22 protein-coding genes and 1 pseudogene are annotated in these 22,057 nt (G+C 69.1%); 12 read left to right on the top strand and 11 right to left on the bottom strand.

What is annotated here, in order from left to right:
* Positions 1–251, bottom strand: a 251-nt coding sequence (locus ETD86_RS19220; protein ID WP_170223156.1) for a helix-turn-helix domain-containing protein, incomplete at its 3' end; no start/stop codon positions are given.
* A gap of 180 nt (positions 252–431) precedes the next feature.
* Between ETD86_RS19220 and ETD86_RS19215 the strand changes: the two genes are divergently transcribed.
* Both ETD86_RS19215 and ETD86_RS19210 read left to right on the top strand, forming a co-directional pair.
* Positions 432–887 carry a carboxymuconolactone decarboxylase family protein gene (locus ETD86_RS19215; protein ID WP_138667532.1) on the top strand — a complete coding sequence of 152 codons (456 nt, stop codon included), beginning with the start codon at positions 432–434 and terminating at the stop codon, positions 885–887.
* A gap of 155 nt (positions 888–1,042) precedes the next feature.
* Positions 1,043–1,518, top strand: a pseudogene (locus ETD86_RS19210) (iron chaperone).
* 48 nt (positions 1,519–1,566) lie between these two features.
* Here the strand turns inward: ETD86_RS19210 and ETD86_RS19205 are convergent.
* Entirely contained in the window at positions 1,567–2,445 is an 879-nt protein-coding gene (locus tag ETD86_RS19205) for an alpha/beta fold hydrolase (protein ID WP_138667531.1), read from the bottom strand.
* A 261-nt stretch (positions 2,446–2,706) separates the two neighbouring features.
* On the opposite strand from ETD86_RS19205, the gene ETD86_RS19200 reads away from it, so the two are divergent.
* From ETD86_RS19200 to ETD86_RS19190, 3 genes are all read left to right on the top strand, one after another.
* A complete protein-coding gene (locus ETD86_RS19200) occupies positions 2,707–3,549 on the top strand; it encodes a leishmanolysin-related zinc metalloendopeptidase (RefSeq protein ID WP_138667530.1) in 843 nt (280 codons plus the stop codon).
* Between the two features lie 174 nt (positions 3,550–3,723).
* Positions 3,724–4,470: an alpha/beta fold hydrolase gene (locus tag ETD86_RS19195; protein ID WP_170223155.1), complete on the top strand. Its 747-nt coding sequence runs from the start codon at positions 3,724–3,726 to the stop codon at positions 4,468–4,470.
* A complete protein-coding gene (locus ETD86_RS19190) occupies positions 4,467–5,882 on the top strand; it encodes a hypothetical protein (RefSeq protein ID WP_138667528.1) in 1,416 nt (471 codons plus the stop codon). The genes ETD86_RS19195 and ETD86_RS19190 overlap by 4 nt, the downstream gene beginning before the upstream one ends.
* Before the next feature lie 67 nt (positions 5,883–5,949).
* On the opposite strand, the gene ETD86_RS19185 is transcribed toward ETD86_RS19190, so the two are convergent.
* Positions 5,950–7,140: a L,D-transpeptidase gene (locus ETD86_RS19185; RefSeq protein ID WP_138667527.1), complete on the bottom strand. Its 1,191-nt coding sequence runs from the start codon at positions 7,138–7,140 to the stop codon at positions 5,950–5,952.
* A 218-nt stretch (positions 7,141–7,358) separates the two neighbouring features.
* On the opposite strand from ETD86_RS19185, the gene ETD86_RS19180 reads away from it, so the two are divergent.
* From ETD86_RS19180 to ETD86_RS19170, 3 genes are all read left to right on the top strand, one after another.
* Entirely contained in the window at positions 7,359–7,931 is a 573-nt protein-coding gene (locus tag ETD86_RS19180; protein ID WP_170223154.1) for an ArsR/SmtB family transcription factor, read from the top strand.
* A gap of 172 nt (positions 7,932–8,103) precedes the next feature.
* Positions 8,104–9,372, top strand: coding sequence for a cytochrome P450 (locus tag ETD86_RS19175; protein WP_138667525.1), 1,269 nt, complete (start codon positions 8,104–8,106; stop codon positions 9,370–9,372).
* Between the two features lie 224 nt (positions 9,373–9,596).
* Entirely contained in the window at positions 9,597–11,885 is a 2,289-nt protein-coding gene (locus tag ETD86_RS19170) for a polysaccharide lyase 8 family protein (RefSeq protein WP_138667524.1), read from the top strand.
* 23 nt (positions 11,886–11,908) lie between these two features.
* On the opposite strand, the gene ETD86_RS19165 is transcribed toward ETD86_RS19170, so the two are convergent.
* From ETD86_RS19165 to ETD86_RS19155, 3 genes are all read right to left on the bottom strand, one after another.
* Entirely contained in the window at positions 11,909–12,934 is a 1,026-nt protein-coding gene (locus ETD86_RS19165; RefSeq protein ID WP_138667523.1) for a LacI family DNA-binding transcriptional regulator, read from the bottom strand.
* 430 nt (positions 12,935–13,364) lie between these two features.
* A complete protein-coding gene (locus ETD86_RS57040; RefSeq protein ID WP_211370155.1) occupies positions 13,365–13,730 on the bottom strand; it encodes an alpha-L-rhamnosidase C-terminal domain-containing protein in 366 nt (121 codons plus the stop codon).
* Positions 13,727–14,404 (bottom strand): alpha-L-rhamnosidase-related protein, encoded by a 678-nt coding sequence (locus tag ETD86_RS19155; protein ID WP_211370154.1) that lies wholly within the window; start codon positions 14,402–14,404, stop codon positions 13,727–13,729. Before ETD86_RS19155 ends, ETD86_RS57040 begins: the two co-directional genes overlap by 4 nt.
* A 90-nt stretch (positions 14,405–14,494) precedes the next feature.
* Here ETD86_RS19155 and ETD86_RS19150 point away from each other — a divergent pair, with 90 nt between their 5' ends.
* The 4 genes from ETD86_RS19150 to ETD86_RS19135 all read left to right on the top strand — a co-directional run bounded on the left by ETD86_RS19150 (position 14,495) and on the right by ETD86_RS19135 (position 17,513).
* Positions 14,495–16,087 carry a RecQ family ATP-dependent DNA helicase gene (locus ETD86_RS19150; protein ID WP_246148003.1) on the top strand — a complete coding sequence of 531 codons (1,593 nt, stop codon included), beginning with the start codon at positions 14,495–14,497 and terminating at the stop codon, positions 16,085–16,087.
* 143 nt (positions 16,088–16,230) lie between these two features.
* Positions 16,231–16,677: a DUF4383 domain-containing protein gene (locus ETD86_RS19145; RefSeq protein ID WP_138667520.1), complete on the top strand. Its 447-nt coding sequence runs from the start codon at positions 16,231–16,233 to the stop codon at positions 16,675–16,677.
* A gap of 98 nt (positions 16,678–16,775) precedes the next feature.
* Positions 16,776–16,961, top strand: coding sequence for a hypothetical protein (locus tag ETD86_RS19140; protein WP_138667519.1), 186 nt, complete (start codon positions 16,776–16,778; stop codon positions 16,959–16,961).
* 216 nt (positions 16,962–17,177) lie between these two features.
* Entirely contained in the window at positions 17,178–17,513 is a 336-nt protein-coding gene (locus tag ETD86_RS19135; protein WP_138667518.1) for a hypothetical protein, read from the top strand.
* 174 nt (positions 17,514–17,687) lie between these two features.
* Here ETD86_RS19135 and ETD86_RS19130 read toward each other — a convergent pair whose 3' ends face one another.
* The 5 genes from ETD86_RS19130 to ETD86_RS19110 all read right to left on the bottom strand — a co-directional run bounded on the left by ETD86_RS19130 (position 17,688) and on the right by ETD86_RS19110 (position 21,696).
* The gene (locus tag ETD86_RS19130; protein WP_138667517.1) at positions 17,688–18,122 is read right to left on the bottom strand and encodes a cupin domain-containing protein; all 435 of its coding nucleotides are present in this window, start codon (positions 18,120–18,122) and stop codon (positions 17,688–17,690) included.
* Positions 18,123–18,228: 106 nt separating this feature from the next.
* Positions 18,229–18,711: a cupin domain-containing protein gene (locus tag ETD86_RS19125; protein ID WP_138667516.1), complete on the bottom strand. Its 483-nt coding sequence runs from the start codon at positions 18,709–18,711 to the stop codon at positions 18,229–18,231.
* A gap of 414 nt (positions 18,712–19,125) precedes the next feature.
* Positions 19,126–20,043, bottom strand: a complete 918-nt coding sequence (locus ETD86_RS19120; RefSeq protein WP_138667515.1) for an NADP-dependent oxidoreductase — start codon at positions 20,041–20,043, stop codon at positions 19,126–19,128.
* A 247-nt stretch (positions 20,044–20,290) separates the two neighbouring features.
* On the bottom strand, positions 20,291–21,010 hold the full coding sequence (locus tag ETD86_RS19115; RefSeq protein WP_246148002.1) for a sulfotransferase family protein: 720 nt from the start codon (positions 21,008–21,010) through the stop codon (positions 20,291–20,293).
* 467 nt (positions 21,011–21,477) lie between these two features.
* Positions 21,478–21,696 (bottom strand): hypothetical protein, encoded by a 219-nt coding sequence (locus tag ETD86_RS19110; protein WP_138667514.1) that lies wholly within the window; start codon positions 21,694–21,696, stop codon positions 21,478–21,480.
* Positions 21,697–22,057: the final 361 nt, after the last annotated feature.

The following is a 22,057-nucleotide window of genomic DNA, read 5'->3' as shown; positions in this document are numbered from 1 at the left end:
GGGTTGGAGGCCCGTTCCCACAGGGGGCGCAGCGGGCGGGGGTCGCGCTTGACGAGGCGGCACAGCGCGATCACCGCGGGCCAGGGCGGCACCGTCTGGCCGCTGAGGTAGCGCGACAGCGACGACGAGCTGAGGCCCGCGTCCCGCGCGAGGGCCCGCACGCCGCGCCCGGACAACTCCTGGACCAGGCGCAGCCGGCCGGCCAGTTCGTGCTGCGGATCGACCTTCGCCGCCCGCTGCTGCCCAACCACCGTTTTACCGCCTCCCTGTCCCGCCCCGGCGGAAACTTCCCGGGACGGGTCGCCGCTGTTCAAGGCTGTTTCAGCTGTCCCACGGTGTCCCACCGCCGTCGTCATGGTAAGCCCGCCCGGCTGTCATGGAGCCACGCCCCCGAGGGAACGGGGCGCCGACCCGGAAGAGGAGAAACTCCGATGCAGTCTCGTATGCAGAACCCCGCCGTCGTCCTGTCCGGCGCGATGCAGCCCATCCAGGACATCTTCAAGGCCGTGCACTCCGGTGGGGTGGACGGGCAGACGCTGGAGCTGGTGCACCTGCGGGTCAGCCAGATCAACGGCTGCAGCGCCTGCGTCGACGCGGGCGCCAAGACGGCCCGCAAGGCCGGAATCAGTGACGAGCGGCTGGCCACGGTCGCCGCCTGGCGGGAGACCCCGTACTTCACCGATGAGGAGCGGGCGGCGCTCGCGCTGGCCGAGGCGGCCACCCGGCTGGCCGACCGCGCCGACGCGGTGAGCGACGAGGTCTGGGACAGCGCCGCCACCTACTTCGACGAGAAGCAACTGGCCGCGATCGTCCTGATGATCGGCGTCACCAACATGTTCAACCGGCTCAACGCCACCACCCGGCAGATCGCCGGCGCCTGGGGGTGAGCGGTGCGCCGCCCCGGGCAGCGGGCTCCAACCCGCGGCCCGGGACGACCGCTCGCCTCATCGCCGCGCGATCTCTCCGCGAAGCCGGAACCGCCGCGGCCACCTCTTGCACGACTGTCGTCCCCACCAAGATCTGCAGACCAGGAGATTCCATCATGACCGCAACGCTGAAGGCCACGAAGAGCACCACCGCAGCCGACAGGAAGCTCGACGGGTTCACCGACGAAGAACGGGCCGCGATGAAGGAGCACGCCCAGGAGTTGAAGAGGGCCGCGCGTCGCGGTCCGCGCGCGGCCAAAGCCGACGGGGAGCGCGACGTGCTCGCGAAGATCGCCGAGATGGCGGAGGCGGAGCGCGTCCTCCCGAGCGGGTCCATGCCATCGTCAAGGCCAGTGCGCCGGCCCTGTCGCCGAAGCTCTGGTATGGGATGCCCGCCTACGCCAAGGACGGCAAGATCGTCTGCTTCTTCCAAAGCGCGCAGAAGTTCAAGTCGAGGTGCGCGACCCTCGGCTTCAACGACCCGGCGAACCTCGACGACGGCACCATGTGGCCGACCGCTTTCGCGCTGACGGAGTTGACCGCCGACGACGAGGCGAGGATCGGCGCACTCGTGAAGCAAGCGGCAAGCTGAGGACTCCACTTGCTTGTTGCTCACGTGATGCTCCCAGCCCACGGGGTTTCAGCGCGTCAGCAGGTCGCGCAGGGCCTTGATGACGGTGGCGGGGTCCTGCTCGGCCATGAAGTGACCGCTGTTGACGGTGAGGTGGCGCAGGTCGGGCGCCCAGGCGCGCCACAGCCCGGCGGCGTCGTAGCCGAGGGCGGCGCCCCAGTCCTGCTGGAGCACGGTGACCGGCATGGCCAGCTGGTTGCCGGCCGCGCGGTCGGCCTGGTCGTGGACGAGGTCGATGCCGGCCGAGGCGCGGTAGTCGGCCACGATGGAGGGCACCGCGGCCCGGCAGGCTTCCAGGTAGGCGGCTCGGACGTCGGCCGGGACAGCCTGCGGGTCCGCACCCCACTGGTCGAGGAAGTAGCCGAAGAACGCGTCGGCGCTGGCGGCGATCATCTGCTCGGGCAGGCCGGGTGGCTGGGCCATCAGGTACAGGTGGAAGCCGACGGCGGCGCCGGCACCGTGCAGCACGTCCCACATGTCAAGGGTCGGCAGCACGTCCAGAATGGCCAGGTGAGTGATGGCGGCGGGGTGGTCCAGGCCGGCACGTACGGCGACCAGGGCACCGCGATCGTGCCCGGCCAGCGCGAACCGGTCGAAGCCCAGCATCCCGGCCAGGGCGACGACGTCGGCGGCCATGGTGCGCTTGGAGTAAACGTCGGGGCCGGTCTCTGCGGGCTTGTCGCTGGCACCGTACCCGCGCAGGTCGGGCACGATGACGGTGTGGTCAGCCGCCAGGTCGGCGGCCACGTGTCGCCACATCAGATGCGTCTGGGGGAAGCCGTGCAGCAGCACGATCGGGCTGCCCGAGCCGCCGACGGCCACGTTCAGCCGCACGCCATCGACCACGGGGACGCTCTGGTAGTCGAAGCCGGGGATGGCCAGTGTCATGGTGGCGCTCTCTCTCGTCGGTGATGGTGACGTCTTCACCCTGCCTGGCTCCGATGAGCATCCGATGAGCACGCGCCGGCGCGAGCTCGGCAACGAGCCACTGCGCCTACTCCTCAGCCGCCTTCTGGTTCACGGTGCGCGGCAGCTTCGGCTGATGCCGGCTGAGGATGCGCTGACAGAACTAGGTAGGGGCTACTCAGGCGCTTTCCGGCCCACCGGCGGACCATCTCAGAAGAGACCTCTTTCGGGAGATGGTGTGAGATGTCAGATTTCGAGGTGTTCCGTGCGACCACAAGCCTGGACAGGCTCAAGGCACTGGGCAGGGACGAGAGCCCGTACACCATCGAGGTGCGCTTCCTCGACGGGCTGAGCCTGACGCAGCAGGCCGCGTTCAAGGCCGCGGCGCGCCGGTGGACCAGGGTGATCGTCGGGGACCAGCCTGCGGCGGAGGTCCCCTCCGGCCCCGGACTCCCCGACGGCGTCACCCCCGGCGAGGTGATCGACGACATCGTCATCGTCGCGGAGGGCGGCAAGATGGACGGTCCGGGCCATGTCCTCGGCGGGGCCCTGCCGCTCCGGTTCCGGCCGAACGGGCTGCCGTTCGTGGGCTGGATGCGCTTCGACAGCGAGGACCTCGACAGGCTGGAGGCCGACGGCAGGCTCCACGACGTCATCGCGCACGAGATGGGCCACGTCCTCGGCATCGGCAAGACGGTCTGGCGCAGGCTCGGGCTGCTCAGCGGCGAAGGCACCGACGAGCCGCTGTTCATGGGACAGCGGGCCGGCCAGGAGTACGGCGCGCTCCTCGGCTCGCTCGAAGCCCACCCCGTCCCGGTCGAGAACGTCGGCGGCCAGGGCAGCGTCGGCAGCCATTGGCGGGAGTCGGTCTTCGGTGACGAGCTGATGACCAGCAGGGTCGGCAACGCGACGGCCTGCCCGCTGAGCAGGCTCACCGCCGCCGCGCTCGCCGACCTCGGCTACGAGGTGGACATGGCGGCCGTCGAGCCGTACGTGCTGCCCACACCCCTGCTGCTGGCCCAGAACCGCGAGCAGCCCAGCGAGCTGGTGCTCCACTGCGACATGGAACCGCCGCGCCAGCTGTGAAGGATCGCGGAGTGGCCGCCCTCATGTCACCTTGATCTTTCCTTGTGGGTATCAAGGTGACGACTTGGGTCAAACTCGTACACCACTCCCGTGGACGCTGACCCTGCTGAAGGGATGGCCGTTGTTCGGATGGCCGGGCGGCGGGTAGGGGGCGGCCTTCGGAGAGGAGGCGTGGTGTCGTTGTTCCGGCAGGACCACGTTGTGGATGATCTGACGATCGCCGGTCACCGCAAGCGAGGGCCGGGGTCGGCGGTCGTCTGTGTGCACGGTGCCGGGGTGTCCAGCAGGGAGTTGCTGCCGTTCGTCGATGCGCTGGGGGAGCGGCATGACGTCTGGGCGATCGACCTTCCCGGGTTCGGGGCGAGTGACAAGCCGGACCGGCCACTGACCCTGTCGGCACTTGCCGACGTCGTGGCCGCCTGGGTGGACCAGGCCGGTTTGGAGCGGCCGTGCCTGCTCGGGGCCTCCTTCGGCTGCCAGGTGGTGGTCGACGTGGCCGTCCGTCATCCAGAGGCGGCCGCCGCCCTGGTGCTGGCCGGTCCGACAGTGGATCCACGTGGGCGCTCGCCGTGGCGGCTGGTCGGGCAGTGGTTGCGTAACGCGCGAGGGGAAAGCCCACGCATGACGCCGCTGAACATCGCCGACTACCGTGACGCCGGCCTGCGAGGCGTGCTGGCGGCCTTCGGGGAGTCGATACGCGACCGGATCGAGGACAAGCTGACGCACGTCAGCGTGCCCACCCTGGTGCTACGCGGCGGCAGGGACCGGATGGTGCCCCAGCCGTGGGCCGAGGAGGTGACCCGGCTGCTGCCGTACGGGCGGCTGGTGGTCATGGAGGGGCTGCCGCACATGACGCCGTACCGGGATCCCGGAGGCGTTGCCCGCTGTGTCGAGGACTTTCTGTCGGAGGTGGCGGTATGAAGCCGGGCAGGGTCGTCGCGTCGTTCGATTCGGCGACCGGCATGCTGCGCGCGCTCTCGCGTTTCCTGCATGGACGGGACGTGCCGCTCATCGGGCAAGGCCCGGCGACGGCGGAGCCGGTGGCCTCGGCCCTGCTCGGGGCGGCCAACATGCTTCCGCGGCGGCTGCAGGAGAGGGCGTATGCGGCGAGCGGTTGGGCGGAGGCCGTGCCGCCGCACAAGGTGGGCAGCATCCGCTCGGACGAGCTGGCGCGATGGGTCACCGGGCATTATCCGCGTCGGCGCGGCCAGGTGGCCTTCGTCGGCTCGGCCAACGGCGCCCTGATCCACCTGTGCGCGGCGCTGGCCGCGCCCTGGCTGCCGCAGACCTTGCTGATCCCGGTACGGCGGCGCGGCGTGCGCCCGGACGAACCACGCGAAGACCTGCGCCACACCCGGGCGGCAGGCCAGGCCCTGCTCTCCGCCAACCCCGACCTCGTCCTGCACCACATGCACGACGCCAACCAGGACCGGCTGATGATCGCGGGCATGACCTACTTCCGGGTCAAGTGGCGCCGCCTGCCCGCGGCCTACCGGCGTTATCTGGAGGAGAACCTGGCCCCTGGCGGGACTCTGGTGGTCGCCGACTGCGGTCTGCGCTGGCCGGTGACGGAGGTGGATACCCGCTACGTCTTCCAGCACGGGGCGCTCGGCGGCGCGACCCGGGACGAGTACCAGAACGGGGGCCCGCGCGTGGCGGACTACCTGCGCCGATACGGCTCCCCGCACCGCCGGTGGGACTACCCGCCGGTAGACGGGCAGAGGCCGGAGGCGGAGTGGGGCTTCGAACCCGGCCTGCTGCCCGACCTTCAGGAGCTGGCCGCGCGCAACGGCTGGCGTCTGGCACGCATGAGCTTCGCCGAACCGGAGCACCTCAGCCCGGTGATCGCCGACCTGTACCGGGAGTGGTACCAGCATCGTGGCCTGCCGGCCGATCGGCTGCTCGCCGAATGCTTCCTGCTCCTCGAACCGTGGTGGACGCTGCGCAGCGGATCAGTGCCGTACTGGATGGTCTTCAACTCCGAGCCGTCGCGCGCGAGCCTGACCGGATACCTCGACAGGGCGGACCCCTTCGAGGAGATCAGGCTGCTGCTGTTCTCCCACGGGGTGGAGTCCGTCGGACTGGCCACGATCGAGCGATGGCGAGAGGTGCTGGCCCGCGCGAGCAAGATAGGCGTCTTCACCGGCATCGACACCCGCGCCTACCCCCGCGACTTCGCCAGCCTCGCCCGCGCACACCGGGAACTCGCCCAGATCCGGGCCACGGTCCCGATGCCGTTGCCGATGGACTGGCCGACGGCGGAGAAGTACCTCGCCGACCGCGACGAACTCCAATGGGACACCGAAGCCAACGGCAACACCAGCGCCCGATGACGTACCTGCGGACCTGGCGCATGTCCAGCGGCCACAGGTGTCGCGTTGCCGCGCTCGGTGTCTGCGTTCAGAGACGAGGGTCAGGGGTGATCGACTTGCCGAGGGCGCTGCCTGCCAGCCACTCCTCCCACGACTTGGCCCACGGCGTCGGCCCGTTGCCGAACTGGAGCTTGCGCGACGTCCCCGTGACCTCGATGATGTCGCCCCGCTGCGTGAACCTGTAGAACCAGCGGGCGTTGGCCAGGCTGGCGTTCACGCACCCGTGGCTGACGTTGCGATTGCCCTGCGCGCTGGTCGACCAGGGTGCGGCGTGGAAGAACATGCCGCTGTAGGTCATCCTGACGTTCCACTTGGTGTGAGCGGAGTACTCGCCCGGCCTGCCGATGGTGGCCGAGTCCATGAAGAAATCCGCGGCCTTCTCCTGGGCGATCATGATGCCGGAATAGCTCTCGTCGCCCGGCTTCCCCAAGCTGACCGGGATGGTCTTGACGATCTCGCCGTTCTTCCGCACGACCGCTCGGTGGGTCGAGTTGCGGATCTTGGTGATGTGCTCAGGACCGACGGTGAAGGTCACACGGCGGTCCTTGGCGCCCCACAAGCTCCGTCCGACCCGCAGGCCGGCCAGGTGGGCGACCACCGTGACCTTCTCGCCGGTCGGCCAGTACTCGCGCGGCCGGTACTGGATCTCCCGGTCGCTGATCCAGCTCCAGGCGCCCTCGACCGGCTTGGACATGTGAACCGTCAGAGATCGCTCGACCGCGGCCCGGTCCTCCTGCTCGGTCACCGGCTGCGACAACAGGAGCTGGATCGGCATCCCGACACCGACCTTCTCACCGTCCAGCGGCGACATGCCGCTCTCCAGCACCCGCTTCGGCTTCAGCGTGGTGAACTCGGCCTGCTTCGTCACCTGCCTGCCGTCCGTGCTGGTGGCCTGCACGCTCACCGTGTACGCCGTCGACGGCTTGAACGGCCACGTCGGCCGCCACGTCCCGTCGACGCCCGCGCTCCCGCTGACCTCGCGTCCCTTGGCGTCGGCGACGGTCAGCTTGGTGACCTTGCCGTCGGTGACCTTGACGCTGATCCCGGTGTCCGGAGGGACCTTCTTCGAGCCGTCGGCAGGCGTGATCGACAGCTTGGCCATCGGGCCCTGCTCGTGCTGCCTCTTGGGCGGCGTGTTGGAGCCGCCCGAGGTGCATCCGGTGGTCAGGACCAGCACCACCGTGAACGTGCTGACGAGTATGGTCCCGCCATTTCGCATCGCCGATGCCTCCAGTCCCCCGAGAAATAGGCATATTTCAGGCTAGGTAGCCTCCTGATGATACGGAGAGCGTTATGCCCATAACTGACAGTAGTCATACTGACATGCCGCGACCAGTGAGGACTTGATGTGAGATCCGCCCTGAACGAGCACGTTGCCATGCTCGCGCCAGTCTTCTACGCTATTTCGTAATTATGGATTACCGTAGGAGAGTGACGATGAGCGAGGACAGACTCGCCGAACTCGAGCGCCGGATCGCCCGCCTGGAGAGTCGGGTCGACACCGTTGGCCCATCGCGACGCCCTCCGGAGTCGCCGTCCCTCACCGCGGCCGCCTCCCGCATGCTCCATCAGGCGAAGAAGGAGGACAAGCTCGGGACGGTGGGCTACGCCGGAGCCGCACGGTTGGCCGGCGGTGAGCGCCTCTGGGACAGGCAGCACGCTCTCGCCGAGTTGTTGTCGGCCGATTGGGCGCCGGTGGCCGACATCCTGGAGTCCCTTGGCAGCCTGCCGCGGCTGGCGCTGCTCGCCGAGCTCGTACGACGGGGCCGGTGCACCAGCGCCGACCTCCAAGAGTCCCTGGGCGGAGACGGCGAGCAGACCACCAGCGGCCAGCTCTATCACCACCTGCGCGCGCTGCAGAGCGCCAGGCTGATCACACAACGGCGGCGCGGCGAGTACGAGTTGGCGCCTCAGGCCATGATCCAGGTCCTCACCATCCTCGCTGCCGCGTTCGACCTGGCCAACGACCCCCCGCTCGGCCCACCCGGCGATCTCCCCAACCCGGAATGACCAAGCGGGCAACAAGGTGAAGGCGAGATCCGGGCGAAGATGAGGAGCACTTGCCCATCGGGCCGTGTTCCCACGGGGCGGGCATTCCCGGTGACGAGCGGGACATCCGGCGGCGGCCTCCGGACGTATCACGCATGGGGCCTGGGGACCGCGTCAGAGATGGAGCTGCGTGATGACCGTGGACGACCGCTTCGGGCAAGGTGTGGGAGAGGCACGTAAGAACCGGTTGCTGGGCACAGCCAGCGAGGTCGTGACCGATCCGGTCTCGGACTGGGCGACCGACTTCTCCCATGTCGATCCCGTCTGGGCCGCCGATCCCTATCCGATCCAGGACGAGCTGCGGCGGCGTTGCCCGATCGCGCACACCGAGCGGTTCGGCGGCGCGTGGTTGCCGACGCGGTATGAGGACGTGGCGGCCGTCGCGTACGACACCGAGCGTTTCTCGTCCCGGGCGATCATCGTCAGCAACAACAAACCGCCACTCGACCTGGCTCCGGCAGGCGACGCCCCGCCCATCACCTCCGACCCGCCGTTCCATCGCGACGCCCGGCAGCTGCTGCTGCCGATGTTCACCAAGTCGGCGGTGGCCGGACAGGAGGCGGCGACGCGGGCGTACTGCCACGAACTGATCGACGCGATGCGGGGGCGGGAAGTCGTGGACGCCGCTCGTGACTACGCCCAGCACATCCCGGTGCGGGTGATCGCCGACATGCTCGGCTTCCCGCCCGAGGACGGCCCGCGGTTCCGCGAGTTCGTCGAGAACGTCCTGGAGAGCATCAACCAGTCACCCGAGGAACGTCTCGGACGCCAGGACGAATTGGTGGCCTACCTCGTCGCGCAGATCCATGAGCACGTCGCCCGTCCGCGCGACGATCTGACGACGTACCTCGTCAACGCCGAACTCCACGGGCAGAAGCTGGACCCCATGCACGTGGTGGGCACGATGATGTTGCTCCTCATCGCGGGCATCGACACGACGTGGAGCGCCATCGGGGCGTCGTTGTGGCACCTGGCCAGGACCCCGGTCGACCGCGAGCGCCTGGTGGCCGAGCCGGGGCTGCTGCCGGCCGCGATAGAGGAGTTCCTGCGCGCCTACGCTCCGGTGACCATGGCTCGCCTGGTCAAGCAGGACATGCGCTGGAACGGCGTGGACATGAAGGCCGACGACTGGGTCCTGCTGTCCTTCCCGGCCGCCAACCGCGATCCGGCCCAGTTCGAGCGAGCGGACGAGGTGCTCATCGACCGTAAGGTGAACCGGCACGCCGCCTTCGGCCTCGGCATCCACCGCTGCGTGGGCTCCCACCTGGCCCGTATGGAGCTCCGGATCGCCCTGGAGGTCTGGCTGGAGCGCATCCCCGCCTTCACCCTGGCCGACCCGGAGGCGGTGACCTGGGCTGCCGGCCAGGTACGCGGCCCCCGTGCCCTCCCTCTCCGCGTCTAGTCCTGCCGGCAGGTCGGGGTCGACCTCGAGCATGCCCGGCGGGGTGGTGGCGCTCGTCGGGCTCGGAGCGGCCGCACTCCACCGCGGTGGAGTGCGGCCGGCGCCGTTCGGAGGCGAAGCCGAACAGCGACGAGAGCGCCGCCGGCGTCACCGACTCGGCGTCACTCAGGGTGGGCTATATGATCTTTTCATCTGATATTTGCCCGATTGTCTGAAAGGTCTCCATGACCCACCCCCTCAGTCGGCGGTCCGCCCTGCTGGGCGCCGCGGCCGTGGCCGGCGTCGCCCTGTGGGACAGACCGGCCGAGGCGGTCGGCACCGCCGCGTTCGACGCCGCGCGTGAGCGGTGGGTGAGCCTGCTGGCCGGCGGGTCGTACAACTCCGCCTACACCGACAAGACGCAAGCGGTCGAAGGTTCGGCCAACGCGGTGCTGCGCAAGCTGAAGCCTGCCCCCGATCGCCCGAGCTTATGGCCCGACCTGCCGCTCGAGGACCCCCGGACGGGCAACTTCAACCGCGCCTACAACCGCATGCGCACACTGGCGCTGGGCTGGGCCACGCCGGGCACCGCCATGTACCGGGACAGGCAGGTCGCCGAGACGGCGGTCAGGGCGCTGGACTTCCTGTACGAGCACGCCTATCACGAGGGGCTCGACCGGCGAGGGAGCAACTGGTTCTGGTGGGAGATCGGCGTCCCCCGCTCGCTGACCGACACCTGCGCCCTGCTGTACGACGGCCTGCCCAAGGACCGCCTCGAGCGCTGGCTGCGCCCACTGCGCCGCTGGTGCCCCGACCCGGAACGCCGCGTCAGCCACCCCGGCGTCGTCGAGACCGGCGCCAACCGGGCGGGCAAGGCCATGTCGGTGGCGATGCGCGGATTGCTCACCCACGACGCCCGCCTGATCAAGCGGGCCAGGGAAGCGGTCTCCGACCTGCTGCGGCCGACCGGGGGCCCAGGCGACGGCTTCTACCGTGACGGGTCGTTCATCCAGCACGACGTGTACCCCTACACCGGCAGCTACGGCGTGGACTACCTGGAGAGCGTGGCCAAGCTGATCGCCATGCTCGCGGAGTCGCCGTGGGAGATCACTGGAATCGGGAACGTCTACGACATCGTGGATCGCTCGTTCGTGCCGTTCATCTTCGACGGGCTGATGATGGACTGCGTACGCGGCCGGCAGATCTCGGTGCAGGGCCACCGTGACTACCACTCGGGGCAGAAGGCGGTCGAGGCCATCCTGTCCTTGCTGGAGGCGGCGCCCGAGCGCCATGCCCGGTGCTGGCGACCGCTGGTGAAGGGCTGGCTCACCCGCAACCAGGCCATCCCCTACGAGACGCTCGCACCGCTGGCGAGCATCGCGAGGGCCAGGGCCCTGCTGGAGGACCCGTCGGTGCCGGTCGGCCCGCGCACGACGGGCACGTACGTCTTCGCCGACATGGACCGGGTGGTGCACCGCCGTCCCACCTGGGCGTACGCCATCGCGATGAGCTCGGAGCGCATCGGCGCGGCCGAGGCCATGAACCGGGAGAACCTGCGCGGCTGGTACACCGGCGACGGCATGACCTACCTCTACACCGGCGACCTCACCCACTGGAACGATGACCTGTGGCCCACGATCGACCCGTACCGGCTGCCGGGCACGACGGTCGACACCCGCAGGCGCGCCGATTTCCCGCACGGCAAGCGTCGCCTGCCACCCACCCCGTGGGCGGGCGGCGTGGCACTCGACGGCGAGTACGGCGTGGCGGCCATGAAGCTCATCGCCGACGGCTCCTCGCTGCGGGCCAAGAAGACGTGGTTCCTCCTCGATGACGCGGTGATCGCCCTCGGCGCCGGGATCACCGCCTCCGATGGCCGCCGCATCGAGACCATCGTGGAGAACCGCAACACCCACGACGGGCATCCGCCGCTGACCCGGGGCGACGGCTGGGTCCACCTGTCCGGTGCGGCCGGTTACGCGCTGCTCGACGGCGCCGACGCGAAGGTGATCCGCAAGAAGCGCACCGGCCGCTGGCGGGACATCGACAAGGGCGCCACCACCGGAGGCGACAAGACCCCCGTCACCAGGCACTACACCACGATCCTCATCGACCACGGCGTCGATCCGCGCAAGGCGCGCTACGCCTATGCCGTGCTGCCCGACGCCTCCATCGCGCAGACCGCGGCTTACGGCGGGCGGGTCGAGATCCTCGCCAACTCCGGAGCGGTGCAGGCCATATCCCGCGACAACGTGGTCGCCGCCGTCTTCTGGCGCGCGGGGACCGTCGAGACCGCGGATGGACCGCTGGCCGCCGACGGCCCATGCACGCTGCTGGTCCGCCGCGACCACAAGCGGGTACGGCTCGCGGTCTCCGACCCGTCGAGGACCGCCGACGAGGTGAAGATCACGCTGCCCTGGCCGGTGAAATCGGTCAAGGAAAACGACCGCAGCGTGCGCAAGGCCAAGAGCGCGGTCAAGGTGGAAGTCGGTGGCAGCCGCGGGCACGCCCACACCGCGGTGGTGTGCGTCTGAAACCTCCGACGAACCAAGTACTACTAGGCAGGCGCGTCCTCGCCCGCCGTGCTCTCCCGGACGATCAGCCGGTGGGGCACCGTGATCTCGGCGGGCGCGGCGGCGGTGCCGTTGATGGCTTCGAGGAGCGTGTTCACCGCCCGGCGCGCGATCTCGCCCTTGTCCGGGGCGACCGTGGTCAGGCTGGGCGTGCTGTACTGGCCCTCCTCGATGTCGTCGATGCCGACTACGGCCACGTCGTCGGGGATGCGCCGCCCCGCTCTGGTCAGCGCCCGCATCGCGCCGAGAGCCAGCAGGTCGTTGTAGCAGAACACGGCGTCGGGCGGCTCGGGCAGTGCCAGCAGCGACTCCATGGCCTCGGCGCCGAGCCGCCGGTGGAAGTGCGGGGTGGACACGATCAGGCGTTCGTCCGCCTCCAGGCCTGCCCGCGCCAGCGCCTGCCGGTAGCCGGCCGTGCGCAGTTGCGCCGTCTCGCCGGTCGCGTACGGCTGGTCGCCGATGGCGGCCACCCGGCGGCGGCCGAGGCCGAGCAGGTGGGCGGTGGCGTCCCGGGCCGCCGCCACGTTGTCCATGGCCACGTGGTGGAAGCTGCCGTTGAAGATGTGCTCGCCGAGCAGCACGATCGGGACCCGGTTGCCCCGGGCCCGCAGCTCCTCGGCGGACACGGTCAGCGGGCTCAGCAGGAGCCCGTCGAACATGGTGGCCCGCGAGTCGCGGCCGAGTAGCTCGCGCTCGCGTTCGCCGTCGCCGTCGGTCTGGTCGATCATCACCACGTAGCCGTGCGCGCGCGCTGCGGTGATCACCTCCCGGGCCAGCTCGGCGAAGTACGGGACGTCCAGCTCGGGCACCACCAGAGCGATCATCCCGGTGCGTCCCTGTTTGAGGTTGCGCGCGATCAGGTTGGGGCGGTAGTCGAGCTCATCCAGCGCCGCCTGGACCCGGGCACGCAGCTCGTCGGAGACCGGCGCGTAGCCATTGACCACGTTGGACACCGTGCGGATCGACACGTTCGCCCGCTTGGCGACGTCGCGCAGGGTTGCACCGGCCATGCGTCTCCTATACCTCCGACTCCCGTTCCTGGGAAGATCCTATACCTGCTCTTGCATCGTTGCAGACGAATATGCATGATGTCTGCATCGTTGCAGAGCCCTCACGTGAATCGATGCCGAGGAGTCAGAGATGCCCGAACCCCCCCATGGACCGCCGTGGATTTCTCAAGGGAGCCCTGGGCCTCGGCGCGCTCGCCGCGACCGGCGGCGCGCTGGCCGGCTGCGCCCCCGGCACCCCCGGCGGGCCAGGCGCCCAGCCGAGCAAGCTCGCCAAGCCCGGACATGATCCGCCTGCTGCGTGGGGAGGAGACGCCACAGGCCGGCCTCGAACCGGCCGCCACCCTCAAGGTCCGGGAAAGCACCGCTCCACCCGCAGACCGTTGACCCGGTCTCCGTACGGTCTCACCGCACGAAGACCGGATCCAGCGAATCAGCGGGCCGTGGCCGCTACGAAGGTGAACGAACCGGACGGGACGGTGTACACGGCATAGTTCCCCTCCATCCGGAGGAACGTCGCTCGGTGCGGCGCTGCGACGAGGTGTCGTTCCTTCGCCGGCACCCAGACCTCGGCGGCGGTGTTCGAAGGCGCCTCGACCGTCAGCTTGAACCAGCCGTCGCCCTTGGTCCATGCGGAACGGGCGGTGCCCTGCGGCGTTTCGTAGCTGCCCCGCACCGAGGTGAGGCCGCCGACCGGCTTGGGCTGAATGACGAGGCGCCGGTAGGCGGTGGAGCCGCCGGCCTCGCGGATGCCCGCCAGCCCGGTGTGGAACCACTCCTCTATCTGGGCGAGGATCATGTGGTCTTCGAGGCCCCGCGGTTCCACTGCTCGCCGATCGTGGTCATGCCGCCCGGATTGGCGGTGGTGGACTGCATGAAGAACCCGTAACTCGGCTGGTCGTCGCCTTGCAAAAGGTCCCACAGGACGTCGTCCCTGCCGCCGTCGGCAAGGGCCCGGACCGTCGGGGCCATGCCGATGGTGCCGCCGCTGAAGTGCGGGCCCTCGCCGTTGGGGTGGTAGGCGTACACGAGCTCGACGAGCGCGTCGAGGACCGCCTGGCGTTCGTTGTCGGGGACGAGCCCGGCGTCGAGCGCCAGCGCCTGTGCCGTCTGGGTCGCGCCGGCGGTCCCGGCGTTGCCCGTGCTGGTGTAGCGGCGCAGTTCCTGGTTGTAGAAGTGGGCGTTGAACGCGTTCTTGATGTCACCGGCGAGCGCCTGGTAGCGGGCGGCGTCGTCGGCGTGACCCGTCAGTTCGGCCATCTTGGCCAGCTTCTTGATCATGATGTAGTAGCCCCAGGTGCCGGTGATCCGGCCCGAGGTCTGGTCGGCCGTGACCCAGTCGGCGAGGGCGGCGCGCCGGCCGCCACCGACGGCGGTCGCAAAACCCCTGGCAGCGGTCCGGACCGACGTCACGTCCAGGGCCCGGCGGGCATGGGGGCCCTCGCCGCGTTCGACCTGCCGGCCGGATGACATGCCGTACGGGTGGTGGGGCAGGAGGACCCTTTCGGGATGGCAAGGAGCAGCGGGGGCCCGATGCGGGATACGGGTGCGCAGTGTGAACGGATGGCCAGGGAGGCTCTTGGCCTGACCGATCTGCGGCCGGGCCAGCTGGCCGCGATGACGGCGCTGGCCGAGGGCCGGGACACGCTGGTGGTGATGCCGACCGGGAGCGGCAAGTCGGCGATCTACCAGGTGCCCGCCTTGCTCCTGCGGGGGCCGACTCTGGTGGTGTCCCCCCTGATCGCCTTGCAGCGCGACCAGGTCGAGGCACTGCGCAGCCGCGACGAGGACGCGGTGAGTCTGGACGCCGGAACTCGCGTGGGTAAGCGGACGGCGGCCTTCGAGTCGCTGCGGGCGGGCGAGGCGGAGTTCTTCTTCTGCGCGCCGGAACAACTTGCCCGCCCCGATGTCATGCACGAGTTGGCGGCCGCGGCCCCTTCGCTCATGGTGGTCGATGAGGCCCATTGCATCTCGTCGTGGGGACACGACTTCCGCCCCGACTACCTGCGGCTCGGATCGGTGGCCCAGGCGCTGGGCCGCCCGGTGATCGCCGCCCTGACGGCCACCGCGGCGCCTCCGGTGCGGGCGGAGATCGCCGAGCGGCTGGGCATGCGCGAGCACGTGGAGATCGTTCAGGGCTTCGACCGGCCCAACATCTCGCTCGAGGTGCGCCGGATGCTCGACGATCCCGCCCCCGAGATCGTCACAGCGGTCATCGCGGAACCGATGCCCGGCATCGTCTACACGGCCTCCCGCAGTCAGACCGGCCGCCTGAGCGAGCTGCTGACCGAGGCCGGCACACGCGCGGCGGCCTACCACGCCGGCCTGCGGCGGGTCCAGCGTGACGATGTGCACGGCCGGTTCATGGCCGGCGAACTGGATGTCGTGGTCGCCACCAACGCCTTCGGCATGGGGATCGACAAGCCGGACGTGCGTTTCGTCTTCCACGCCGAGATCCCAGGGTCACTGGACTCGTACTACCAGGAGATCGGCCGGGCGGGCAGGGACGGCGAGGCGGCCAAGGCGGTGCTGTTCTACCGGCCTGAGGACCTGGCCCTGCAGCGCTACTTCACTGGAGGCGTGCCCGACCCCGAGACGCTGACACGGGTCGCCGATGCGGTCGCGGCGTCCGGCCCCGGCAGTGACCGCAAGGGACTGCGGGAACGTACCGGACTGTCATCGCGCCGCCTGACGGCGCTGCTCGACCTGCTGGAACGGGTCGGTGCGGTACGCCTCGGCACGCGCCGCGTCGACCCCGTGCCCGGAGCGCCCGACCCGCAGGAGGCAGCCGGCCTCGCCCGCGGGCTGGCCGAGCGCCGCAGGGACATCGAACGCACCCGGCTGGAGATGATGCGCCGCTACGCCGAGACCGGCGACTGCCGCCGGCGTTTCCTGCTCGGCTACTTCGGCGAGGAACTCGCCGCCGCCTGCGGCAACTGCGACACCTGCCGCGCGGGAACCACCGACCGGCCGCAGGAGGGCGGTCCGTTCCCCGTGCACGCCCGCGTGGAACACCGGACCTGGGGCCCCGGTCAGGTCATCCAGCGAGGCGAGGACCGGCTGACGGTGCTCTTCGAGGAGGCCGGCTACCGCGAGCTCCACCTCGACGCCGTACTCGAACAGCACCTTCTGAGGGAAACCCCTGCCCCCTCCTGACCTGCTCGGGAGAGGCGTCTCCTCTCTGGTGCGGCCATGTCGCTCGCATTACCCCGATGAAGGCCAATCCGTCCTGCCGGCACGACTGAGTCCATCCTCCTGGGTAGGAGAAAGGATGATCCATCTACGGAGGAGGGTCTCTCATGGACAGTCCTCGTACTGCCGCCGGTCGCAGCCCCGTCCAGCTGGCAGCATTCGTCGTGGGAGCCGTGTTCGTGCTCGTCGGTGTGCTCGGGTTCATCCCCGGCGTCACGACCAATTACGACGAGATGGGATTCGCCGGCCACCAGTCCGGCGCGCTGCTGCTGAACGTGTTCCAGGTGTCGATCTTGCACAACATCGTCCACCTGCTGTTCGGGATCGCCGGCATTCTCTTGTCCAGGACGTGGTCGGGAGCCCGTGCCTTCCTCATCGGTGGTGGTGTCGTCTACCTGCTGCTGTGGATCTACGGCATGCTCGTCGCGCACGACAGCCCGGCCAACTTCGTCCCGCTCAACGCCGCCGACAACTGGCTGCATCTGGTCCTGGCCGTCGGTATGATCGCCCTCGGCCTGCTGCTGAGCCGTCGCCGAGCGACCACCACTCGCTAGGGGACTCGGGGCAAGATCATCACCAAGTGGTGCGGTGGCCAGGATGATCATGGCCTGCTGCGCGATGAGACGCAGGATCCTCCTGGATGAGCCGCCTCATGGGTTCGATCCGGTGCCCGCACCGCTCGGGCTCCCGTAGGGACAGGACCATCGCCGCAGCGATGCGGCAGTCCTCCGCTTCGGTGATCTTGCGGCTGCGCGCGCGTCTCTACCGGCGCATCCACGCGGCCGAGAGCGCCGACTCCGACGCCGACGGCGTCCCCGACCTCTACCAATCCTCCTAACAGGAAAGCCGAAGACCAAGCAGTCCACCAACCCTTAGATCAAGCTCAGCGAGCGCGCAAAAGCCATTGATCATAACGGGGGCCGGCAGGTAGCGTCCTTGCTTGGTGACGATCGTGCGTTCGAATTGTTGCCAGAGACTGCATGCCGATCAGGAGATACGTATGGTCAATCGAACGTTAGGTATATTAGCTGTCAGCCTCCTCGCCTCCCTTTTCGTGGCCGCGCCGACCGCGGCCGTCAGCGCCGCCGTGACGACCGACCCGCTGGCCTCCTCGCAGGCGGCCGCCGCTGAGATCGCGACGTTCTGGCTGGGGGACGGCGGCGCCAACCTGGCCGCCGCAACCCCGTACAGCGTCCAGACCGCCGTCAGCAAGATCGTCACCGGCAGCGGCGGCATCTCACCCGACACCCAGCCTGGCTCCATCCCGCCGTCGCTTCCTGCCACCACCGGGACGGCGAAGGCCGGCGCGCCCACCACCGCGGGCAAGGTGTTCTTCGCCGTCTACTCCGCGGCCAGCACGCATTGGAGCGGAGCGGTCCTGCCCGGATGACCGGGCAGCCCTGAGCCGGATCAGCCACCGCCAGGCCGCCCGGCCGGGCGGTGGCTGATCCGGCGATGAGAGCTTCTTCGCCTCGCTGGAGTGCGAGCTGATCGAGCGGCGAACCTTCCGCACCACCTCGCCTATGCTGCCGCATCGTCGCAGGTTGGTGGAACGGCCGGGAGGTCACGGGCGAGGTGACCGGCGGTCTCGCCGCTCTTCGAGTTCTTCCGCGCTCACCGGGATGAGCATCGGCTGTCCGGCCACACCGAACATCGTGACGACGAATTCGGTTTCGGCGTCTGGGAGGTTGTTGGCGTCCTGGTAGTGGATGAGGTCGCCGCCCGGTTCCCAGAACGTCTCTCCGGCCTTGACGACCCGCTCTGGTTCACCTTCCAGCTCAAAGAGCATCTCGCCTCTGATCAGGTATCCGAATGTGGGACCGGTGTGGCGGTGCGGTGGGTTGCCCTCGCTGCCGGGCGGCAGGGTGACCCGGATCGTCATCGCCTCGGCGTTGTCGGGCATCGGCGGCGGCGATGGCACCGACGAGATGAGTTCGATCTTCGGCGGCGGCGTGGTCGCGTTGGGGTTCTCGAGGTGATGCGGATGATCGGTGCTCATGGGTTTCCTCCTGTCCTTTGTGGTCGTTTCTGTTGTCAGCCAAGACAAGGTGGTGCGGTGGTCTGTAACGGCCGGTTCAGCCGGCGGATCAGGTCTGCCGGCCGGCCTACCTGGGCGCATCATCGACCTTGATCTTGTCTCCCGTGTCGGAAATGAAGATGACCAGGAGTTTCGCCGGTTTTGTTCGGCTGGTGTTTTCCGTGAGCACATGGTGGGCGCCCGGCGGCTCCACCCAGTTCTCGCCCCGGCGGTACGTACGCACTGGCTCGCCACTGAGCTGGCTGCGCACCGTGCCCTCGAGCACGTAGGCGTACACGAAAGCCTTGCCGTGCCGATGCGGCACCGCACGCGCAGCGGGCGGGAAGTCTGCGATCGCCGAGGTGAACGTCTTGCCCTTGACATTCGGCAGCGCCTGTTCCAACAGAGGCGATAGCGTCTCGGACGGTGGCGGCGAAACCGTGGCGGCAACCGGCACCTCGCCGGCAACTGGCACCATGCCGGTCGCGCGCTCTGCCGCGGGGGCGCAAGCGGCGGCCGCGGCCACCATAGTGGCGGCCAGAAAACCACCGGCCCACCGTGCTCGGATCATGACGACTCTCCTATCCTGCTTGGACCTTTGCGCCGCACGGGCGCCGCAAGGCGTCCCGGCTTCCGCCCCAAGGGCGCTGCTCCGGCTCGCCACACCACCGGACACGGCGGGAAGTGGCTCGCCTCGGCGCGGCGTCTCGGTCAGGCGGAGTGGAGTTGCTCGAGTACGCTGCCCAGACAGGTGGAATGCCTACCGGAGGCGGATTCAAGCCTTGGTGATGGTCTGCTCAGGCACAGGTCGACCCCCGCCCAAGCACCGAACCGCGACGAAGTGCGCGGGCCGGCTGACCTGCGGAGGGGTCGGCAGTTCGCGTGCCTGGACTGAACTCCGTGACCGAGCAGAGCGCGCCTTCGACCGCGTGGCGATCGTGAGCCGCTGCACCGTCGCCGGCAGCGGAGCCGGCCTGCAAGGCGGTCATTCGCCTTCCGTGACCCGGATGATCGTCTTGCCGAGGGTGCGCTGGGCGAACGCGGAGGGCGCCTCGGCGAGCGTCCGCACGGCCCCGACGTTCACGCGGAGCCGTCCGTCCCGCAGCCGCCGGGCCAGATCCGCGAGCCGGGCGCGATCGGGTTCAACGACGAAGAAGATCGCTTGCCCGTCCCGGGGCCGGACCGCGGGCGGTGAGACCATAGTGACGAGCGTGCCGCCGGGGCGCACGAGCGCAGCCGAGCGGTCCAGGACGTCGCCGCCGATCACGTCGAACACCACGTCGACCTGGCCGGCATCGTCCAGGGAATCGGCCTGCAGGTCCAGGAAGGCGTCCACGCCGAGCCCGAGTGCCGCGTCCCTGGCGGCGGCCCGGCCGGTGCCGATCACCCGGGCTCCTGCCTCGCGGGCGAGCTGCACCGCGATGGAGCCGACACTGCCCACGGCGCCGTGGATCAGGACCGTCTGGCCGGCAGTGAGGCGGCCGTGGTCGAACAGGCCCTGCCATGCGGTCAGGCCGGAGATCGGCAGTGCGGCGGCCACGGTGTGTGCGATGTCGGCCGGCAGCGGCGCGAGGTTGCGGGCTTCCACCGCCACGTACTCGGCCAGCGAACCGTTGCGGGCCCAGTCGGTCAGCCCGAACACCCGCTGGCCGACGGTCAGGCCGGTGGTTCCGTACCCCAACTCGGCGACGACACCCGACATCTCGTGCCCGGGCACACTCGGCGTCCGGTCGCGGCCGGCGCGATCGGTCCACGTTGCCGGCCAGTCGAGCTCTCCGCGGGTGAAACCGGCTGCGTGCACCCGTACGATGACGTCGTTCTCGGCGGCATGGGGGTACGGCTCTTCCGTCAGGGAAAGCCCAGCCAGGCCGGCGGATCGGTGTCGGACGGTGATGGCTTGCATGACAGGGTCCTCGCCAGTGGTGCAGACATCGAGCAGGACGAACGTACCCGCGGGTGCAGGGATTTGATCCGTTCGAACTCGCTGCGGCGAGTCGCAGGGTCCCGCCACCATCCCGCCTCGAAGGCCGCGGGATCGTTGCCCGATCCGGCGATGAGCAGGACCTTGCCGTTGTGCAGCAGTACAGAGTGCACTGCCCGCACCGGGGCCGGACTTCCCGCGCAGGCCGATGCTACCGACTACCGGCCCATCAGCTGCCAGGCTGTCCGAAGGGAAAGGCCGACATGTCGCCCGTCCTCATCCGCTCGAACGCCTGCCGCATGGACTCGGCGTCGTTCAGATGCGGGAACGGCTCGCCGGCGGGGACGTCCACGCCGAGGAAGGCGCACAGCGGTTCCCACCCCTCGCGTACGTCGAACACCAGCAGCCGCTCCGCGGGAACGGTCTGCTCGACCGTCTCCACGTGCCGGTTGAAGGCCGCCACGACCAGCTCCTCGTCGGCCAGGTCGTCCCCGAAGGTCCAGTCGGGGCCGAAATGGGTGCGCCCTATCTGGTCCAGCGCCGGCCGCATTCGCTGCATGCTCGCGAACAGGAGGCGGACCTGCTCGGGCATCTCGTCCGACAGGTCCGGCCGGTTCTCGCCGGAGAGCAGCATCCGGATGCTCGGGTACCACGTGTGCGGGTCCCGTACGGTGAGCACGACCTTCCCCTCGGGATAGGCGTCGGCCAGCTCCCGCCAGTAGTGGCTGGCGGGCCAGTCCACCTCCGCCTCGTAGCCCTCGAACACCCGGTCCCAGTCCTCACGAGTCTGAACCTTCCCGGCGACCGCCTCCAGCCAGCGATCGACGTGGTCGGGATGGGTCATCACCTCGACCATGTGGTAGCAGGGGGCGAAGCCCAGCCGCTCCAACGCGGCCTTCATTGACGTGGTGCCGGTGCGCGGGAGGCCCGCGCCGATGACTTTCATCATGCCGAGATCCCCTCCGATGACGGTCGCCCTCAGGCTAGGAGGACGGGCAATAATGCTCAACATCGGTACATCTTTCTGGCGGCAGGGGATGAGGCCAAACGCCCCGTCGCTCCACCCGAGCCAGTTCCCAATGTCCTCATCGAGCTGCGGCAGGGTCACCCAGGCCCGCGCTCGGCCATAGAAGGCGAGGTCGTCGGGGTTTGCGCGCCAGCGGCACGGGCGGCATCGGCCGAGTGCGCGTCCAGTGCCGTGTCCAGGGATCGCCGTGTCCGCCACGAACACCGCGACCGCCCACCGGGACGGCTCCGAGTGGACGGTTCATCGGCGAAACCCACACCTGAAGATCTTCAGGAATTAACTCATCAGGTGCACGTGCACACTGTGAGTGACAAAGCCTGGCCGTAGCGCCAGAGCGCACGCGCCCCGGTTCGACCCCTCAGGGCCGGGGGCGCGTGCGCTTCACGGGGTCACGTGTAGAGGAAGTAGTAGCGGTACCGGCTCTCCCACTCGCATGAATAGTCCTCCCACCAGCCCTTGGTGACGCCCTGACTGCCGATCCGCTGGCACTCCGAGTAGTCCCTGAAGACGCCGACCAGCTTCGCGGCGTGCGCCGGGGTGGCGCCGATCGTTAACGACACTCCGAGGACCATGATGGCCGAGACGAGAACAGCGCGTACCTTTCGCATTCGTCCTCCTGGGACTGGGGGGATCATGACGGTGGACATTATCACTCACTACGCGCCAGAAAAGGTTGTCACGTTCGCGTCAGTCGCGGGGAGGGCATGAAACTTTCATCGGCGTTGCCGTGGAACGGCGGATGTTTCACGGATGTTTACCGCCGGTAACGTCGGTGTTACTTCCGGGGGCACCTGTTTTCGGGAGGTCCAGCTGCTGTCAATTCCAGACCGGGCGGCCTTAAAGACCTCGTGGGTACGTATCCGACCGCCTGTGCACGCCATGGATCATCTGAGACAGTCTTCGCGCTTCGTGTCTATAAAGGGCGATTTAGGCTACTTTTCCTGTTTGGTTGGAACGATACGAAGAAAA

It is taken from the genome of Nonomuraea turkmeniaca, from assembly GCF_005889735.1.
Lineage (GTDB): Bacteria > Actinomycetota > Actinomycetes > Streptosporangiales > Streptosporangiaceae > Nonomuraea > Nonomuraea turkmeniaca.
The sequence above is the reverse complement of the archived record's forward strand: the minus strand, read 5'-3'. Positions and strand labels throughout refer to the sequence as shown.

Bases quoted from the DNA above. Each gene is read 5' to 3' on its own strand.
- ETD86_RS19215 (WP_138667532.1), top strand. From the start codon at position 432: ATGCAGTCTCGTATGCAGAACCCCGCCGTCGTCCTGTCCGGCGCGATG.
- ETD86_RS19205 (WP_138667531.1), bottom strand. From the start codon at position 2,445: ATGACACTGGCCATCCCCGGCTTCGACTACCAGAGCGTCCCCGTGGTC.
- ETD86_RS19200 (WP_138667530.1), top strand. From the start codon at position 2,707: ATGTCAGATTTCGAGGTGTTCCGTGCGACCACAAGCCTGGACAGGCTC.
- ETD86_RS19190 (WP_138667528.1), top strand. From the start codon at position 4,467: ATGAAGCCGGGCAGGGTCGTCGCGTCGTTCGATTCGGCGACCGGCATG.
- ETD86_RS19185 (WP_138667527.1), bottom strand. From the start codon at position 7,140: ATGCGAAATGGCGGGACCATACTCGTCAGCACGTTCACGGTGGTGCTG.
- ETD86_RS19180 (WP_170223154.1), top strand. From the start codon at position 7,359: ATGAGCGAGGACAGACTCGCCGAACTCGAGCGCCGGATCGCCCGCCTG.
- ETD86_RS19175 (WP_138667525.1), top strand. From the start codon at position 8,104: ATGACCGTGGACGACCGCTTCGGGCAAGGTGTGGGAGAGGCACGTAAG.
- ETD86_RS19170 (WP_138667524.1), top strand. From the start codon at position 9,597: ATGACCCACCCCCTCAGTCGGCGGTCCGCCCTGCTGGGCGCCGCGGCC.
- ETD86_RS19165 (WP_138667523.1), bottom strand. From the start codon at position 12,934: ATGGCCGGTGCAACCCTGCGCGACGTCGCCAAGCGGGCGAACGTGTCG.
- ETD86_RS57040 (WP_211370155.1), bottom strand. From the start codon at position 13,730: ATGATCCTCGCCCAGATAGAGGAGTGGTTCCACACCGGGCTGGCGGGC.
- ETD86_RS19155 (WP_211370154.1), bottom strand. From the start codon at position 14,404: ATGTCATCCGGCCGGCAGGTCGAACGCGGCGAGGGCCCCCATGCCCGC.
- ETD86_RS19150 (WP_246148003.1), top strand. From the start codon at position 14,495: ATGGCCAGGGAGGCTCTTGGCCTGACCGATCTGCGGCCGGGCCAGCTG.
- ETD86_RS19145 (WP_138667520.1), top strand. From the start codon at position 16,231: ATGGACAGTCCTCGTACTGCCGCCGGTCGCAGCCCCGTCCAGCTGGCA.
- ETD86_RS19140 (WP_138667519.1), top strand. From the start codon at position 16,776: ATGGGTTCGATCCGGTGCCCGCACCGCTCGGGCTCCCGTAGGGACAGG.
- ETD86_RS19130 (WP_138667517.1), bottom strand. From the start codon at position 18,122: ATGAGCACCGATCATCCGCATCACCTCGAGAACCCCAACGCGACCACG.
- ETD86_RS19125 (WP_138667516.1), bottom strand. From the start codon at position 18,711: ATGATCCGAGCACGGTGGGCCGGTGGTTTTCTGGCCGCCACTATGGTG.
- ETD86_RS19120 (WP_138667515.1), bottom strand. From the start codon at position 20,043: ATGCAAGCCATCACCGTCCGACACCGATCCGCCGGCCTGGCTGGGCTT.
- ETD86_RS19115 (WP_246148002.1), bottom strand. From the start codon at position 21,010: ATGATGAAAGTCATCGGCGCGGGCCTCCCGCGCACCGGCACCACGTCA.
- ETD86_RS19110 (WP_138667514.1), bottom strand. From the start codon at position 21,696: ATGCGAAAGGTACGCGCTGTTCTCGTCTCGGCCATCATGGTCCTCGGA.